The sequence below is a fragment of the Youngiibacter fragilis 232.1 genome, assembly GCF_000495435.3.
Lineage (GTDB): Bacteria > Bacillota > Clostridia > Clostridiales > Clostridiaceae > Youngiibacter > Youngiibacter fragilis.
Window position 1 is genome coordinate 1 of the sequence record NZ_AXUN02000186.1, and the last position, 14,281, is coordinate 14,281.

At 47.8% G+C, this 14,281-nt stretch carries 14 protein-coding genes; 13 read left to right on the forward strand and 1 reads right to left on the reverse strand.

Translation table 11 applies throughout. From position 1 onward, the window contains the following. Window positions 1–84 precede the first annotated feature (84 nt). The 6 genes from T472_RS12555 to dnaJ all read left to right on the forward strand — a co-directional run bounded on the left by T472_RS12555 (window position 85) and on the right by dnaJ (window position 6,878). Window positions 85–777, forward strand: coding sequence for a FadR/GntR family transcriptional regulator (locus tag T472_RS12555; RefSeq protein ID WP_023383244.1), 693 nt, complete (start codon window positions 85–87; stop codon window positions 775–777). Window positions 778–871: 94 nt separating this feature from the next. Beyond that, the gene (locus T472_RS12560) at window positions 872–1,945 is read left to right on the forward strand and encodes a DUF4236 domain-containing protein (RefSeq protein ID WP_023383243.1); all 1,074 of its coding nucleotides are present in this window, start codon (window positions 872–874) and stop codon (window positions 1,943–1,945) included. A gap of 182 nt (window positions 1,946–2,127) precedes the next feature. Beyond that, a complete protein-coding gene (gene hrcA / locus T472_RS12565) occupies window positions 2,128–3,183 on the forward strand; it encodes a heat-inducible transcriptional repressor HrcA (RefSeq protein ID WP_023383242.1) in 1,056 nt (351 codons plus the stop codon). Further along, window positions 3,176–3,790 (forward strand): nucleotide exchange factor GrpE, encoded by a 615-nt coding sequence (gene grpE, locus T472_RS12570; protein ID WP_023383241.1) that lies wholly within the window; start codon window positions 3,176–3,178, stop codon window positions 3,788–3,790. Before hrcA ends, grpE begins: the two co-directional genes overlap by 8 nt. A 16-nt stretch (window positions 3,791–3,806) precedes the next feature. Beyond that, a complete protein-coding gene (dnaK, locus tag T472_RS12575; protein WP_023383240.1) occupies window positions 3,807–5,651 on the forward strand; it encodes a molecular chaperone DnaK in 1,845 nt (614 codons plus the stop codon). A gap of 84 nt (window positions 5,652–5,735) precedes the next feature. Further along, window positions 5,736–6,878 carry a molecular chaperone DnaJ gene (dnaJ, locus tag T472_RS12580; protein WP_023383239.1) on the forward strand — a complete coding sequence of 381 codons (1,143 nt, stop codon included), beginning with the start codon at window positions 5,736–5,738 and terminating at the stop codon, window positions 6,876–6,878. Window positions 6,879–6,965: 87 nt separating this feature from the next. On the opposite strand, the gene T472_RS12585 is transcribed toward dnaJ, so the two are convergent. Beyond that, the gene (locus T472_RS12585; RefSeq protein ID WP_023383238.1) at window positions 6,966–7,865 is read right to left on the reverse strand and encodes a hypothetical protein; all 900 of its coding nucleotides are present in this window, start codon (window positions 7,863–7,865) and stop codon (window positions 6,966–6,968) included. 175 nt (window positions 7,866–8,040) lie between these two features. On the opposite strand from T472_RS12585, the gene prmA reads away from it, so the two are divergent. The 7 genes from prmA to T472_RS12620 all read left to right on the forward strand — a co-directional run bounded on the left by prmA (window position 8,041) and on the right by T472_RS12620 (window position 14,249). Further along, complete coding sequence (prmA, locus tag T472_RS12590; protein ID WP_023383237.1) at window positions 8,041–8,985, forward strand: 50S ribosomal protein L11 methyltransferase; 945 nt, start codon at window positions 8,041–8,043, stop codon at window positions 8,983–8,985. Continuing rightward, window positions 8,978–9,712 carry an RsmE family RNA methyltransferase gene (locus T472_RS12595; protein WP_023383236.1) on the forward strand — a complete coding sequence of 245 codons (735 nt, stop codon included), beginning with the start codon at window positions 8,978–8,980 and terminating at the stop codon, window positions 9,710–9,712. The genes prmA and T472_RS12595 overlap by 8 nt, the downstream gene beginning before the upstream one ends. After that, entirely contained in the window at window positions 9,713–11,023 is a 1,311-nt protein-coding gene (mtaB, locus tag T472_RS12600; RefSeq protein ID WP_023383235.1) for a tRNA (N(6)-L-threonylcarbamoyladenosine(37)-C(2))-methylthiotransferase MtaB, read from the forward strand. It abuts the gene before it with no gap. A gap of 4 nt (window positions 11,024–11,027) precedes the next feature. Continuing rightward, window positions 11,028–11,369, forward strand: coding sequence for a histidine triad nucleotide-binding protein (locus T472_RS12605; RefSeq protein ID WP_023383234.1), 342 nt, complete (start codon window positions 11,028–11,030; stop codon window positions 11,367–11,369). Window positions 11,370–11,471: 102 nt separating this feature from the next. Beyond that, window positions 11,472–11,648 carry a 30S ribosomal protein S21 gene (rpsU, locus tag T472_RS12610; protein WP_003357777.1) on the forward strand — a complete coding sequence of 59 codons (177 nt, stop codon included), beginning with the start codon at window positions 11,472–11,474 and terminating at the stop codon, window positions 11,646–11,648. 21 nt (window positions 11,649–11,669) lie between these two features. Beyond that, a complete protein-coding gene (locus T472_RS12615) occupies window positions 11,670–12,125 on the forward strand; it encodes a GatB/YqeY domain-containing protein (protein WP_023383233.1) in 456 nt (151 codons plus the stop codon). 195 nt (window positions 12,126–12,320) lie between these two features. Further along, the gene (locus T472_RS12620; RefSeq protein ID WP_023383232.1) at window positions 12,321–14,249 is read left to right on the forward strand and encodes a flavocytochrome c; all 1,929 of its coding nucleotides are present in this window, start codon (window positions 12,321–12,323) and stop codon (window positions 14,247–14,249) included. Window positions 14,250–14,281: the final 32 nt, after the last annotated feature.

Below are 14,281 nucleotides of genomic sequence, written 5' to 3' on the forward strand. Positions count from 1 at the left end.
CAGCGGGGTCCTACCCGATTCATTGAGACTTTTCACCTTCAAGAGTATAATGGCTTTAGAGGTAACTTAGGTGAGGTGCAGCATATGGAATCAGGCTTGAAGAGCAAGAAGGTCTATGAAACAGTCATCGACCAGATCAAGGACATGATAATATCAGGTGAACTAAAGAAGGGTGACAGGCTTCCACCTGAAAGGGACCTTGTCGATACCCTGCATGTGAGCAGGACATCAATCAGGGAAGCACTCAGGGCACTTCAGATAATCGGCCTGGTGGAATGCCGCCAGGGCGGAGGCAACTTCATCAGGGAAAGCTTCGAGGATAACCTCATCGAACCGCTATCACTCATGTTCGTGCTTCAGAACTCGAGGAACCTGGAGCTAATAGAGCTCCGGAAAAGCATTGAAGTACAGATGGCTGCCCTTGCAGCAGTAAAGATCGGGGATGATGAGCTAGGTGAACTCGAAGAGATGATAAGACGGATGAAATCTGGACCTTCAGAGGCTGAAAGTGTCAGACTCGACGCAGACTTCCATTATCTGATTGCTAGGTCATCGGGGAACAAGCTCATGGAAAGCATTCTCAGGGCAGTATCATCTCTTATGGATACATTCATAAAGGAGACAAGGGAAGTGCTGCTGGTGAATCCTGGGAACAACGAGAAACTCGTAAAAACGCACGAGGATATAGTTATGGCCCTGAAGTCACGTGATTCTTCGAAAGCAGCTGATGCAATGGAAAGGCATCTGGATTTTGTCGCAAAGAACATAAGCAGATAGTGTCAAAGTGAATTCTTGTTCTCTCTGCGAGGATATCATATGAAATGACGCTGGGATATAATATGGGTAAGGATAACAAGGTGAGGTGTGTTCAATGGGGTTTAGATTCAGGAAGAGCATAAATCTGGGAAAGGGCTTCAGATTGAATGTGGGTAAGGGTAGCGGAAGCATTTCCTTCGGAGGTAAGGGCTTCAGGCAGAGCATCAGCACGACAGGCAAGGCAACAACCACATTCGGAATACCCGGTACGGGGCTTTCCTACAGTAAGACCTTCAATCCAGGCAAGCTTATCGGGAAAAAGGACCAGCTGTTCAGGAAGGCTGAAGGAGACACGGGACTTACTCCCCTGCAGGAGATAAGTGAGTTCACTGAAGACATCGCAGCGATTACCGGACTTCATCGCGAAGCCGACTATCCGCCAAACGTTGACTGGAATTCCGTATTGGATGAGGAGCCGCCGTTTGCAAAGGGAGAGGATGGACCTAACACAGCTGCAGCGAAGAAGCTGCTGGAGGAAAACAAGCCTGGATTCCTGAAAAGACTTTTCGGCGGAGGTCAAGATACAGCGCTTTTCCAAAAGAATGTGGAGGAGGCCAGGTTGCTTGACCAGGAGCTGATGGAGCAGTGGCAGATGAACAAGGTCATTGCATCGAAGGTCCTGACCAAGGACACTGAGGGCTTCATTATGGCCCTTGAAAGCCTGAAGATGTCAGAAGAACTCGGGAGCTTCCTCAAATCACTCAACATGAGCTTCACAGATGCGGATACAATAAATGTGGACGCGGTTCTATCAATAACTGATTTCATACCTGAAGAATACAAGACACTTACGCCGACAGGGAAGCTGTCAATAAGGAAGTATACCAAGACCGACTATTGGTCGATAGCAGCTCAGTTTGTTGCCGGAATAGCCTTCAGGATCTCAAGGGACCTGTTCAACCTGTTTCCAATCGCTGACTGTTACATCAACATCACAGAGGAAGACAAGAACCCGTATACAGGAAAAAAGGACTCTGAGCTCATACTTTCAGTCAAGATAGAAAGGTCAGAGCTCGACAGGATCGATCTTGAAAACGCTGATCCGTTTGAAGCGCTTGTCAATTTCCACCATGAGGCTGACTTCAGCAAGACAAAGGGATTCGCAAAGGTAAGCAAGGTTTCTGTATAGACTGATTAAGCAGCGCATCTCCCTTGAACAGGAGGTGCGCTGATTTTTATGAAAGTTAAAAAACGATTAAAATGACATAAAAGTGCCATTTTGGTATTTACAAAAAAAGAAAGCGGTGTTATTTTATTATCGTAGGCTTTAGCACTCAACAGATGAGAGTGCTAACAAAAAGGTGAGGACGAATGCCAAACGAAATTGACAGAAGAAAACTTGAAATACTGAAAGCAATAGTAGTCGATTACGTGACTACTGGTGACCCTGTGGGCTCCAGGACTCTTGCCAAGAAGTACGAGCTTGGTGTGAGCAGCGCGACCATAAGGAATGAAATGGCTGACCTTGAAGAAATGGGATTGCTTGAGCAGCCGCATTCATCAGCAGGCAGGATACCTTCATCCAAAGGATACAGGCTCTATGTCGACAAGCTCATGACTTTGGACGACCTTTCGGCTGATGAGATCAAGTTTATAGAGAACAGGATAATCACCATGGCTGCCTACGAAATAGAAAGGGTAATGAAGCAGGCTTCAATGATGCTGTCTGAGCTGACGAACCTTGCTGTCGTCCTTAAGAAGCCGAACATCAAGAAATGCCACATCAAGACAGTGCAGCTGGTCCAGATCGACCAGAATGCCATTTTAGCAGTGATCATGCTTGATACAGGTTCCGTGAAGAACAAGCACATCAGGCTGAGGTCGATACCTGACCCTGAAGAGCTAATGGCGATATCAAACCTGCTTACGCTGAAGCTCAGGGACATGACCATGGAAGCCATAAACCTTGAGGTGCTGAACACCATAAAGAACGGACTTCAGGGACATGATGAGCTATTCTCGGAAGTAGTAGGTGCGGTATATGAGAGCCTTAAGAGCGACATGGGTGATGACTATATCATCGAAGGGACCTCGAACATGCTCAAGTACCATGAATTTGCGGATGTTGGAAAGGTACGGGAATTCCTGAGCCTTCTTGACAACCCTGATGCAATATTCAAGGATGCAGAGGACGGCAGTGAAACCGACGGTCTTGTCATAAAGATCGGAGATGAGCTGGACATACCTGAAGCTAAGGATGTAAGCGTCATTTCTGCACACTACAGGATCAACGGAAAGAATGTAGGTACATTAAATCTGATAGGACCGACCAGACTGGATTATTCCAAGGTGGTCTCAATAATTAACAACGTGACAAGCGAGCTTAACAAGAAGCTCAGCGAGGAGGATTTGATTAGCGATGGTTGAAGGAAATGGTGATAAGGAGCTCGAGCTTGAAAAGGTCGAGACAGCAGCGGCCGATGCCTCTGATGATGAATCTGAAGTGAAGGCTGAGGCTGCCGAAGGTGTGCCTGATGAAGAGGAAGGCAGGGTATTTGATTTGAAGAACTTGCTCGGAGCCAGGAAAAAGCTTGAAGACGAGGCAAAGAAGCTGAGAAACGAGTCTGAGGCATTGAAGGACAGGCTTCAGAGGATATCTGCCGAATATGACAATTTCAGGAAGAGATCACAAAAGGAAAAGGAAGGCATATATACCGACAGCGTCGCTGATGTTGTCAAGGAGCTTCTTCCGGTGCTTGACAGCCTTGAAAAAGCCCTGGAATTCGAGAAGGAAAGTGAAAACGGAATCAACAAGGGAGTCGAGCTGACTTTAGGACTTTTCAGGAATGCCCTTGAAAAGCTCGGCGTTGAAGAAATAATAACCGATGAAGGCTTTGACCCGTCCATGCACGAGGCTGTGATGCACGTTCAGGATGAGTCCTTAGGCAAGAATCAGGTTGTTGATGTATTCATGAAGGGATATAGAAGAAACGATAAAATCATAAGGTACAGTGTGGTAAAAGTAGCCAACTGATCAGGAGGAGTAAAAAATGGCAAAAGTAATTGGAATAGACCTTGGAACTACAAATTCATGCGTAGCTGTTATGGAAGGTGGAGACCCGATAGTAATCCCAAATGCTGAAGGTGCAAGGACCACCCCGTCTGTCGTGGCATTCCAGCAGAATGGCGAGAGGCTTGTTGGCCAGGTAGCCAGAAGGCAGGCAATCACCAATTCCGACAGGACAGTCGCGTCAATAAAGAGGGAAATGGGAACAAACCATAAGGTTACCATAGACGGCAAGGAATATACTCCTCAGGAGATCTCTGCAATGATACTCCAGAAGCTAAAGGCTGATGCTGAGGCATACCTTGGCGAGAAGGTATCGCAGGCTGTAATAACAGTGCCGGCATACTTCAACGATTCACAGAGACAGGCTACAAAGGATGCAGGAAAGATCGCGGGACTTGAGGTCCTCAGAATAATCAACGAGCCTACTGCAGCTTCACTTGCATATGGAATAGATAAGCTTGATGATGCGCACAAGATACTCGTGTACGACCTGGGAGGCGGAACCTTCGACGTTTCCATCCTTGAGCTCGGTGACGGAGTATTCGAGGTCAAGTCGACTAACGGAAACACAAGGCTTGGTGGAGATGACTTTGATGAAAGGGTCATAAACCACATTGCAGACGAGTTCAGAAAGAATACCGGAATAGACCTGAAGAAGGACAAGATGGCTCTCCAGAGACTCAAGGAGGCTGCTGAGAAGGCGAAGATAGAGCTCTCATCATCGATGCAGACAATGATCAACCTTCCGTTCATCACTGCAGATGCAACAGGACCAAAGCATATAGACATGACACTCTCAAGGTCCAAGTTCAATGAGCTTACTGCAGACCTTGTGAAGTCTACAATAGAGCCAATGAGGAAAGCGCTTTCTGATGCCGGACTTACAATGAACGACATCGACAAGGTAGTACTTGTAGGAGGATCCACAAGAACACCTGCAGTTGTAGATGCAGTCAAGGAGTTCACAGGCAGGGAACCCTTCAAGGGAGTAAACCCTGATGAGGTTGTAGCACTTGGTGCAGCTATACAGGCAGGAGTACTGACAGGTGAAGTCAAGGACATACTGCTTCTGGATGTAACACCGCTTACACTGGGACTTGAGACCTACGGCGGAGTGGCTACGAAGATAATCGAGAGGAATACTACGATACCTACAAGGAAGAGCCAGATATTCACAACTGCTGCAGACGGACAGACTTCGGTCGAGGTCCATATAGTGCAGGGTGAAAGGCAGATGGCTGCAGACAACAAGACACTTGGAAGATTCACGCTTTCGGGCATTGCACCGGCAAGAAGGGGAGTACCTCAGATAGAGGTTACCTTCGACATCGATGCCAATGGAATAGTCAAGGTAACAGCAGTTGACAAGGCAACAGGAAAGGAAGCGAACATAACGATAACAGCTTCGACCAACCTTACAGATGCTGAAGTTGAGGCTGCAGTCAAGGAAGCTGAAAGGTTTGCTGAAGAGGACAGGAAGAAGAAGGAGTCCATCGAAATTAGGAACAACGCTGAGCAGGTGGTATACCAGACTGAGACGACTATGGAAGAGCTCAAGGACAAGATGGATGATGCTGACAAGAAGCTTATAGAAGAGAAGCTTGAGGCAGTAAAGAAGATAAAGGACACAGGCTCCGATGATGAGATCAAGACGGCCACTGATGAACTTACAAACGAGTTCTACAAGGTATCATCGAAGATATACTCACAGACCTCACAGCAGGCCGGACCTGAAGCGGGACAGTACGAAGGCGAAGGCACACAGCCAGGACCGGACAGGGACAATGTTGTAGACGCTGACTTTACTGTCGAGGACGACAAATAAACCAGATATGATGCATGGTTAGGGAAAGGTTATCCTTTCCCTAATTGGGGTTAAGCCCCTTCAAAAGGAAACAGGTGGTGTGAAATGGCAACAAGAGACTATTATGAAGTCCTGGGACTTCAAAAGGGTGCCAGTGAGGAAGACATAAAGAAAGCCTTCAGAAAGCTGGCCATCAAGTACCATCCGGATAAGAACCCGGGAAACAAGGAGGCCGAGGAGAAATTCAAGGAGATAAACGAAGCCTACCAGGTACTTTCAGACCCGCAGAAAAAAGCCCAGTATGACCAGTTCGGCACAACGGACTTCAACGGCTACGGACAGGGAGCGGGCGGATTCGATGCATCGGATTTTGGTGGATTTGGTGATATTTTCGAGACATTCTTCGGTGGCGGAGGCTTTTCAGGAGGTGCGTCGAGAAGACGTACAGGTCCGAGGAGAGGTGCAGACCTGGAGTATGCGATGGACCTGAGCTTTGAAGAAGCTGTATTCGGAGCTGAGAAGGAAGTAAGCGTGATGAGGACCGAGGTTTGTGACAACTGCTCGGGAAGCGGCGCCAAAAAGGGATCAAAGGCAGAGACCTGCAAGACCTGCCATGGTTCAGGCACAGTAAGGGTCCAGAGACAGACTCTCTTCGGAAACATGGTGCAGGAGACCGTATGCTCCACATGCAACGGATCCGGAGAAACCATATCCGACCCATGCGAAGTCTGCAAGGGCAAAGGACAGGTAAGGCAGAAGAGGAAGATCACAGTCAATGTTCCCGCGGGTGTTGATACGAACAATGTAATACCTCTAAGGGGACAGGGTGACCAGGGGACCAAGGGCGGACCGGCAGGAGACCTGCATATCGTACTCAGGGTCAAACCTCACAAGACATTCATCAGAAAAGGAAACGACATATATGTCGATACCCATATAAGCTTTGCTGATGCGGCATTAGGGAAGGAAATCAAGGTGCCGACAGTCGATGGGGATGTCAGCTACGATGTTCCTGAAGGCACCCAGTCAGGTACGCTCTTCAGGCTGAGAGGCAAGGGAGTGCCAGTCGTCAATTCCAGGAACAATGCGAGAGGCGACCAGTATGTCAATGTAATTGTGGATATACCGAAGAAGCTTAATGACAAGCAGAAGGAAGCGCTCTATCTTTATAAGGAAGCTTCCGGTGAGACTGTTGACAGGTCTCCAAAGCAGGACAAGAAGGACAAGAAGAAGTTCGGAATATTCTAGAACGATAAAGGAAGGCACTGGTGCCTTCCTTTATCGTTCATATTTTTCCGCGATTTAAGGTGAAAGAACTTCGAATCAAATGATTCTTCAGGAAAGAGGTCCTTCTTCGCCATATACATCCTCAACTCTTGTCGAGCTCATTCCAAGCTCCCTGATGGTCGTAGACATGGTCGCATAGGTTCCGATAAGGGAAAATGCGAACCCTATCATGATATTGCTTGTCATTTCCTCGAGCGTGTAGATATCGTCAGGAGATACGCTTGCAAGCGACAGGTCGCCTATCATTGCAGCTACAAGCCCGAGGAAAGCGGCACCGGCAATGATGAAAGGCATCTGGGCCCCTTTTTTTCCCTTGAACAGGAGATATCCTTTTTTCGCGACGAGAGCGAATGCAAAACCCAACAGGGCAGAGAAGGCACCGATTGCAGTGGCTATTGCCCAGGCTACACCGACAAGTACCGATGCGATGGATGCTCCCAAGGCACCCCTAAGATAGCTGCCGTTCTGGCTGCCCTTTGATGACGCTTCCATTTCAGCTCCAAGCCTTGCAATGCAGGAAGGACATGCTTCAGCGACAGAGGTTCCTGTCCGGACAGCGTGGAAGGAGCCTTCCAGGCCGCAGAAGCCGCATGCTCCAGTAAGGCCGAGTGCGCCGAATTCATCTGAAAGACTGGTAATGAGCTCGTTTATAAGTGCTGCGGACCTTTCAGGTCCTAGCTTCTGGAACAGCTCTATGGTCAGGTCAGAACCGCTGATATCGGTGAACCTGAAGTGGAACCTGTCTTTTATGGAATCAAGATAGGACCTCAGCTCCTCCCTTCTTTCATCCAGACCTGAAAGGGATGTCTTCAAGGTTATGGGCTTGCCTTCATCCGGGTGAGTAAGGCTGAACCAGAAGCCTTCTGTCCGCCCTATTATGGATGCCCCGCTTTCAGCGTATCTGAGCATCAGGCGAAGCTTCGTAAGTGTCTTTGTAGTTAGTTTCATTGGTCGCTCCTTAACTGGACAAATCAGTCCTTATGTGAATATGTTTTCATTATAATTGAATTCAGGGCTTCAATCCACAGAAGGACGAATTTTTCCTTATCGTGCATTATTTTTGAATTAAGTCAATGTATTTGCTATAATTTAGTATGCCAAAAGCAGAATGGAGATGGATAATATGAATGGAATATGGAGTGAAATAAAAATCATAGTTGAGGAGAAGGATGCCGAAGCGGTTGAAAACATCCTGTACACAATGGACATCAAGGGCCTTTCGATAGAAGACCCCAAGGATATTCTTGGACGCGACCAGGGACCGCTTACCTGGGACTTTGCCGACATAAACATCTTTGAATTCAAGGACAAGGCTGTAATAAAGGCTTATTTCAGCGAGGATGCCGACGCGACAGGAATATGTGAGGAGATCAGAGGGAAGATATCAGGGCTCAGGGAATTCGGTTTTGAGATCGGTGAGTTCGAGGTTACCTCAAGGAAGGTAAACGAAGAGGACTGGGCGAACAACTGGAAGAAGTACTACAAGCCAACGAAGATAGGTGAGAGATTTGTTGTCAGACCTCTTTGGGAGGAGTATAAGGCTTCAGGAGACGAGATAATAATATCCATGGATCCCGGAATGGCGTTTGGGACAGGCACGCATGAAACTACCAGAATGTGCCTCGAAGCGCTTGAAAGGCACATGTCAAAGGGTGATACGGTATTCGATATCGGAACAGGATCAGGAATCCTTGCCATAGGAGCCAGTCTTCTTGGAGCAGGAGAAGTGGTCGGTGTCGACCTTGATCCTGTTGCGGTGGATTCTGCAAAAGAGAATGTCGGCTTCAATGCGCTTGATAATGTGGATATAAGGCTAGGCAACCTTATGGATACTGTGGAAGGCACGGCGGATGTGATCGTTGCGAACATCATTGCAGAAATAGTGGTGGTCCTTATCGATGATGTGAGGCTTAAGCTCAAGGCAGGCGGCAAGTTCATATCCTCAGGCATAATCAGGGAAAAGGAAAAAATGGTCACTGACAAGCTTATGGCTTCCGGATTCAGTGTAATTGAGACGGACAGGCAGGGTGAGTGGATCGCGATCACTGCGGTGAAAAGCGGTGCATAAGGTCTTTACTGGGGAGATAGCTTCTGGTGAGGCTATATTGAGAGGCGACGACCACAAGCATATTTCAAGGGTTCTGAGAGTAAGGGCAGGAGAGACTGTGACAGTCAACGACCTTCAGGGACATGACTTTGAAGGGATTGTAAAGGATGTCCAGAAGGACCATACAGTAATAACCATATTGAGGGGGATCGAGGGTACGAATGAAAGTCCTGTCAGGATAACCCTATACCAGGGTATGCCGAAGGCAGGCAAGATGGACCTGATCGTTCAGAAGGCAACTGAACTCGGAGCTGCAAGGATAGTTCCTGTCATCACAGCAAGGGTGGAGTCAGCGAGCAAGGGAGAGTACAGGAAGCTGGACAGGCTCAGGAGGATTTCACTCGAAGCATCAAAGCAGTCAAAAAGGACGATAATCCCGGAAGTCGCAGAGCCTTGTGAACTGGCAAAGATCGCTGATTCCCTGGGGAGGCATGACCTGATTGTCGTGCCATATGAGAATGCGGAAGGCTATGGAATCAACAGGCTGCGAAATGAGATAGGGGAAGCATATGACATCGCCGTTGTAATCGGTCCTGAGGGCGGATTCGAGGAAGAGGAGATCAGGCTTCTTGAAGGACTTGGCGCAAAGGCAGTGACGCTTGGAAAAAGGATATTAAGGACTGAAACTGCAGGTATGGCAGCCATCGCCATGCTGCAGATGGCATTTGGGGACATGGGAGGCGATTGATTGAGAGTGGCTGTGGAAACCTTGGGATGCAGAGTCAACACATATGATTCGGAAGCGATGATGGAGCTGTTCGAAAAGGACGGCTTCGAGGTAGTTGGGTTTGCTGAGAAGGCTGACGTTTATGTGATCAACACCTGCACTGTAACGAATATGGGGGATAAGAAATCCAGGCAGCATATCCACAGGGCCAAGCGCCAGAATCCTGATGCTGTTGTTGCCGTGGTCGGGTGCTATTCGCAGGTGAACAAGGAAGAGGTCGCATCAATTGAAGGTGTCGATGTTGTCCTTGGCTCAAGGAACAAATCAGAGATAGTGTTCTATGTGAACAAGGCAATGGCTGAAAGGAAGCAGGTGGTACATGTCTCTGATAACATCATGCTTGGTGCCAGATTCGAGGAACTGAGCATAAGAGGATATGAAGGAAGGACAAGGGCCTTCATGAAGATCCAGGACGGATGCAACAGGTTCTGTTCCTACTGCATAATACCCTATGCAAGGGGAGGGGTCTCAAGCAAGGACAGGAAAAAGGTGATTGAAGAGGTAAGGCTCTTGGCCGCAGAGGGCTTCAAGGAGATTATCCTGTCAGGGATCCACATCGCATCATATGGACAGGACTTCAGGGAAGACTACGGGCTAATAGACCTCCTGGAGGATCTTGATGGAATAGACGGAATTGAAAGGATAAGGATTGGATCGATAGAGCCGATGTTCTTCAAGGGTGAAGCAATGGAGAGGGTCTTGTCACTCAGGAAGCTTTGCCCGCATTTCCATCTGTCACTTCAATCAGGCTCGGATGCTACCCTTAAAAGAATGAACAGGAGATACACAAAAGAGGAATATCTTGATGTTGTCCTCAAGCTTAGGAAAAGTCTGCCAGGTGTATCAATAACAACTGATGTCATCGTGGGTTTCCCGCAGGAAACCGATGATGAGTTCAGGGAGACAATGGATTTCCTTGAAAAGGTCAGGCTGGACAAGATACATACGTTCAAGTACAGCGAGAGGAAGGGGACACCTGCCGCCAGGATGACCGGTAAGGTTGACCCTAAGACAAAGGATGAAAGAAGCAGCCTGGTAATGGATCTTTCGGACAAGCTTGAGGAGAAGCATGTCTTGGGAATAGTCGGGAAGCGTGTAAAGGTCCTGTTTGAAGAAGGCAGGGATGGAGCTTACTACGGGTATACCCCAGACTACATCCGGGTAAAGACAAAGTCCCTGGAGGACATAGAAGGCCACATACGCAGAGTACAGATAACAGGTTCGGCTAAGGACACTGCATTCGGAGAACTTTTGGACCAGCAGGAGGAATGATAACATGGATTGTCTGTTTTGCAGGATAATTAAAGGCGAGATACCAAGCAGCCTGGTTTATGAGGATGAGAACATCTATGCCTTCAGGGACATAGCCCCACAGGCACCTGTCCATATTCTTGTTGTACCTAAGCAGCATGTCAGTGGAATCAACGAGCTTGATGAAGTAAGCTCAGCCATTGCATCGAAGGTACTGGTGGTGATAAGGGACCTGGCAAAGAGGGAAGGTATTGCAGAATCCGGATACAGGGTTGTCATCAATACTGGAAAGGATGGACAGCAGAGCGTCGACCATCTCCATTTCCACTTGCTTGGAGGCAGAACTTTGGAGTGGCCTCCGGGTTAAAATGATTGACTGAGTTTTAAAACTGTACTATAATAATGTATGTGTTATTTTGCCCGAATAGCTGAAGTTTTTATTTTCGACTAGCGGAGGGAGGGATAAAGAATGTCAGAGATCAAGGTTGGAGAGAACGAGAGCCTCGAGAACGCACTCAGAAGATTCAAGAAGAAGTGCGCGAGAGCGGGTGTCCTCAGCGAAGTAAGAAAGAGAGAACACTACGAGAAACCAAGCGTTAAGAAGAAGAAGAAATCAGAAGCTGCAAGAAAGAGAAAGTTCAAGTAGTTCTTGTAAGAAGGTGATTTTGTGACCATTAAGGAGCAGCTTCAGGAAGACTGGAAGCAGGCTTTGAAGAGCAAGGACAAACCAAGGGCTGAGATACTTTCCATGGTGAAAGCCGCCATACTCCATGTGGAGAAGACGGACAACATCAAGGTAGAGGATGCAAAGGCTGTTGAGATACTTGCAAGGGAAGTCAAGATGCGAAGGGATGCCAACTTCGAATTCGAGAAAGGCAACAGGCAGGACCTTGTTGACAAGAACAATTTCGAAATCGAAACAATACTAGGTTACCTTCCGAAGCAGTTGGAAGAAAAAGATATCATAAGACTTGTAGAAGACACAGCTAAGGAAATCGGGGCAAGCAGCACAAAGGACATGGGCAAGCTTATGGCGGCTCTGAAGCCTGCAACAACAGGAAAAGCCGATGGCAAGCTCGTAAGCAGCATAGTTAAGGATTATCTGAACAGACAGGGGAACTAGTTTCCCTGTCTTTTTGCTTTGCGTGGAAAAGGATTGGATGGACTTGGATGACTCATGTAATCTGCATAAAAGATAAATATTTAACATAAATATAAATTTTTGTTATTTAATTATTGATAATGTGTTAACAATGACTTATAATAAATCTTGGATTCGGTGAACCAAGTTCACTTAAATGTAAATGGAGGGAATCATATGAAAAAGTTCAGGAAGATCCTGAGTCTGGCACTTGCAGGACTCATGATCGCAGGACTCGCAGCCTGCGGAACAAAGACACCTACCACACCAACCGAAACTGCAACCTTCAAGGCGGGGACCTATGATGGCGAAGCAGACGGATTCCATGGAAAGATCAAGGTTAAGGTTACAGTCACCGCTACCGAGATCACAGACATCAAGGTAGAGCATACTGAGACAGAAGGACTTGGCGACAAGGCGGTTGAAAAGATCGTAGAGATGGTCAAGGTGAACACCTCATTGAAGGTAGATGCTGTAACAGGAGCAACATATTCAAGCAAGGGAATACTTGAGGCAATAACAGCAGCGCTCAAGGCAGCAGGCGCGGATGTCGAGAAGCTGAAGGCTAAGGAAATTGCCTCAGGCGAGACAAAGGGCGATGTAGAGAAGACAGCTGATGTTATAGTAATTGGCGGCGGCGGAGCAGGACTTGCTGCGGCGGTATCAGCACATCAGAATGGCGCCAAGGTAATCGTGGTTGAAAAGATGTCGAGGCTCGGCGGAAACACAATGATTTCAGGTTCAGCATACAATGCAGCGGACTCTAGCAGGCAGAGCGCTCTCACAATGACTGCACTTGAAAAGCAGACAGTTGAGAACATAATTGCCGGTACTTACGAGGATGCCCTCGTCAAGACCTGGCAGGAGACGCTTAAGAAGGAATGGACAGAGTACCTTGCATCAGGCAAGACTACACTTTTCGATTCACCTTCACTTCACAAGCTGCAGACATACCTTGGCGGAGACAAGAAGGGTACGCCTGAACTTATAGACGTATTTGCAGACAATGCATATCCGGCAATTGAATGGCTCGAGTCATTGGGTATGGAATTCAAGGACTATGTTTTCACAGTTCTCGGCGGACTCTGGAACAGGGCACACAAGCCTGAGAAGCCACTTGGAACCGGATTCATGGAGACCTATGAAAACTACCTTGAGAAGAACAAGGCTGACATTGAGGTTATCCTTGATACGACTGCCAAGGAATTCATAGTCAAGGACGGCGCTGTAGTTGGCGTTGCATGCGAAGGCAAGAACGGCAAGGTAACACTCAATGCAACGAAGGGCGTCGTGCTCGCTACTGGCGGATTCGGAGCGAACGTTGAGATGAGGAACGAGTACAACACTGTACTTTGGCCGGACCTTACAAACGTAAAGACAACCAACCACACTGGAGCAACCGGAGACGGTATCGTAATGGCTGAAGCTGTAGACGCGAAGCTTATGGGAATGGAATACATCCAGCTTCTGCCAATGGGTGACCCGGTAACAGGAAGCCTCAGCGGAAACATTGAGCAGGGTGTACAGAACAGGATATTCGTCAACAAGGAAGGTGTAAGATTCGTTGACGAGGGTGCAAGAAGAGATACTATGACTAAGGCTCTCATGGAGCAGACTGACGCATACATGTGGGTAATCGTAGACAAGAACTCGTACCCGACTGGCGACACAAAGAACAACTTCAACGAGACGATTGATGATCTGGTTGCAGCAGGAAGGGCTTTCAAGGCCGATACCCTTGAAGACCTTGCAAAGCAGATAGGAGTTGATCCGGTTGCTTTCGTCAAGTCAGTTGAGGATTTCAACAAGGCTGTAGATGGCGCTGCCAAGGATGAATTCGGAAGGACACTGTTTGACAAGAAGATAGATACAGCGCCTTTCTATGCAGGAGCAAGAGTTCCGACTGTGCACCACACAATGGGCGGAGTAAGCATAAATGCAAATGCCCAGGTTATAGATGCGAACGGAAACGTCATCAAGGGTCTTTATGCAGCCGGTGAAGTCACCGGAGGACTGCATGGAACCAACAGGCTTGGCGGAAATGCGCTTGCGGACATCAACGTATTCGGAAGGATAGCAGGAAAGAACGCAGCAACAATGAAATAGTAGAGCTCCAGGAGAGGCCGATGTGGCCTCTC

Bases quoted from the DNA above. Each gene is read 5' to 3' on its own strand.
- T472_RS12555 (WP_023383244.1), top strand. From the start codon at position 85: ATGGAATCAGGCTTGAAGAGCAAGAAGGTCTATGAAACAGTCATCGAC.
- T472_RS12560 (WP_023383243.1), top strand. From the start codon at position 872: ATGGGGTTTAGATTCAGGAAGAGCATAAATCTGGGAAAGGGCTTCAGA.
- hrcA (WP_023383242.1), top strand. From the start codon at position 2,128: ATGCCAAACGAAATTGACAGAAGAAAACTTGAAATACTGAAAGCAATA.
- grpE (WP_023383241.1), top strand. From the start codon at position 3,176: ATGGTTGAAGGAAATGGTGATAAGGAGCTCGAGCTTGAAAAGGTCGAG.
- dnaK (WP_023383240.1), top strand. From the start codon at position 3,807: ATGGCAAAAGTAATTGGAATAGACCTTGGAACTACAAATTCATGCGTA.
- dnaJ (WP_023383239.1), top strand. From the start codon at position 5,736: ATGGCAACAAGAGACTATTATGAAGTCCTGGGACTTCAAAAGGGTGCC.
- T472_RS12585 (WP_023383238.1), bottom strand. From the start codon at position 7,865: ATGAAACTAACTACAAAGACACTTACGAAGCTTCGCCTGATGCTCAGA.
- prmA (WP_023383237.1), top strand. From the start codon at position 8,041: ATGAATGGAATATGGAGTGAAATAAAAATCATAGTTGAGGAGAAGGAT.
- T472_RS12605 (WP_023383234.1), top strand. From the start codon at position 11,028: ATGGATTGTCTGTTTTGCAGGATAATTAAAGGCGAGATACCAAGCAGC.
- rpsU (WP_003357777.1), top strand. From the start codon at position 11,472: ATGTCAGAGATCAAGGTTGGAGAGAACGAGAGCCTCGAGAACGCACTC.
- T472_RS12620 (WP_023383232.1), top strand. From the start codon at position 12,321: ATGAAAAAGTTCAGGAAGATCCTGAGTCTGGCACTTGCAGGACTCATG.